General features: G+C 72.6%; 1 protein-coding gene and 1 pseudogene. Both read right to left on the bottom strand.

The window, feature by feature from the left end:
- A pseudogene (locus tag L810_RS49555) lies at nucleotides 1-149 on the bottom strand (ADP-heptose--LPS heptosyltransferase); the annotation flags it as partial.
- Nucleotides 146-1,246: thiamine pyrophosphate-dependent enzyme (locus L810_RS43365; protein WP_042978483.1), on the bottom strand; the 1,101-nt coding region annotated here is incomplete at its 5' end. The gene L810_RS43365 and the pseudogene L810_RS49555, both read right to left, overlap by 4 nt.

Raw genomic sequence — 1,246 nt, forward strand, 5'->3', positions numbered from 1 at the left:
ACGTGGCCGGCGGCACGCGCGTCGCCGTGCTCGAGGTCGTAAGGCGCGACGAGCGTGCCGTCCGGTGCGAGCAGCGTGCCGGGGAGCGCCAGCGCGTCGTCGTGCGACAGCGCGGCGGCAGGGGGCGCGGCGTGCGTGCTCACCGTCATCCGCCGCGCGCGCGGCGGCCCTGTTCGCGGATCTGTTCGAGGGTCGCGGCCGGCGTGCTGGCGTCCTGCGGGATGCGGATCTCGATCAGCGCGGGCAGCCCGCAGGTCAGCGCGCGTTCGAGCGCGGGCGCGAAATCGGCGGTGCGCTCGACGGTCTCGCCATGCGCGCCGAATGCGCGCGCATACGCGGCGAAATCGGGATTCGTGAGCCCCGTGCCGTGCACGCGGCCCGGGTAGTTGCGCTCCTGATGCATGCGGATCGTACCGAAATGGCCGTTGTTGACGACGATTGCCACGATGTTCAGCCCGTACTGCATCGCGGTCGCGAGTTCGTTGCCGGCCATCATGAAGCAGCCGTCTCCCGCGAGCGCGACGACGGCGCGCGACGGGTACAGCGACTTCGCGGCGAGCGCGGCCGGCAGCCCGTAGCCCATCGCGCCGCTCGTCGGCGCGAGCTGCGAGCGGAAGTGCCGGTACGCGAAGTGGCGATGCAGCCAGATCGCATAGTTGCCGGCGCCGTTGGTCAGGATCGCGTCGTGCGGCAGGCGCTCGCGCAACTGCACCATCACGTCGCCGAGCTGGACGTCGCCGGGCATCGGCAGCGGCGCATGCCATTCGCGATACGCGCGATGCGCGTCGGCGGCGCTGCCGGCCCACGCGGGATGCTCGGGCGGCTCGAGCGCGGCGAGCGGCGCGGCGATCTCGGGCATCCCGGACACGATCGGCAGGTCGGCCGCATACACGCGGCCGAGCTCGTCCGCGCCCTGGTGCACGTGAACCAGCGTCTGGCGTGTCTTCGGGATGTCGAGCAGCGTGTAGCCGCCGGTCGTCGCTTCGCCGAGGCGCGGCCCGATCACGAGCAGCAGGTCGGCGTCGCGGATGCGCTTCGCGAGCGCGGGGTTGATCCCGAGCCCGACGTCGCCCGCATAGTTCGGGTGCGCGTTGTCGATCGTGTCCTGGTAGCGGAACGCGCAGGCCACCGGCAACTGCCAGCGCTCGACGAAGGTGCGCAGGTTCGCGCACGCGTCGGGCGTCCAGCCGCTGCCGCCGACGATCGCGAACGGACGCTCGGCGCGCGCGAGCCGCTCGCGCAGCTC

This window comes from Burkholderia sp. AU4i (assembly GCF_000466765.1).
Lineage (GTDB): Bacteria > Pseudomonadota > Gammaproteobacteria > Burkholderiales > Burkholderiaceae > Burkholderia > Burkholderia cepacia.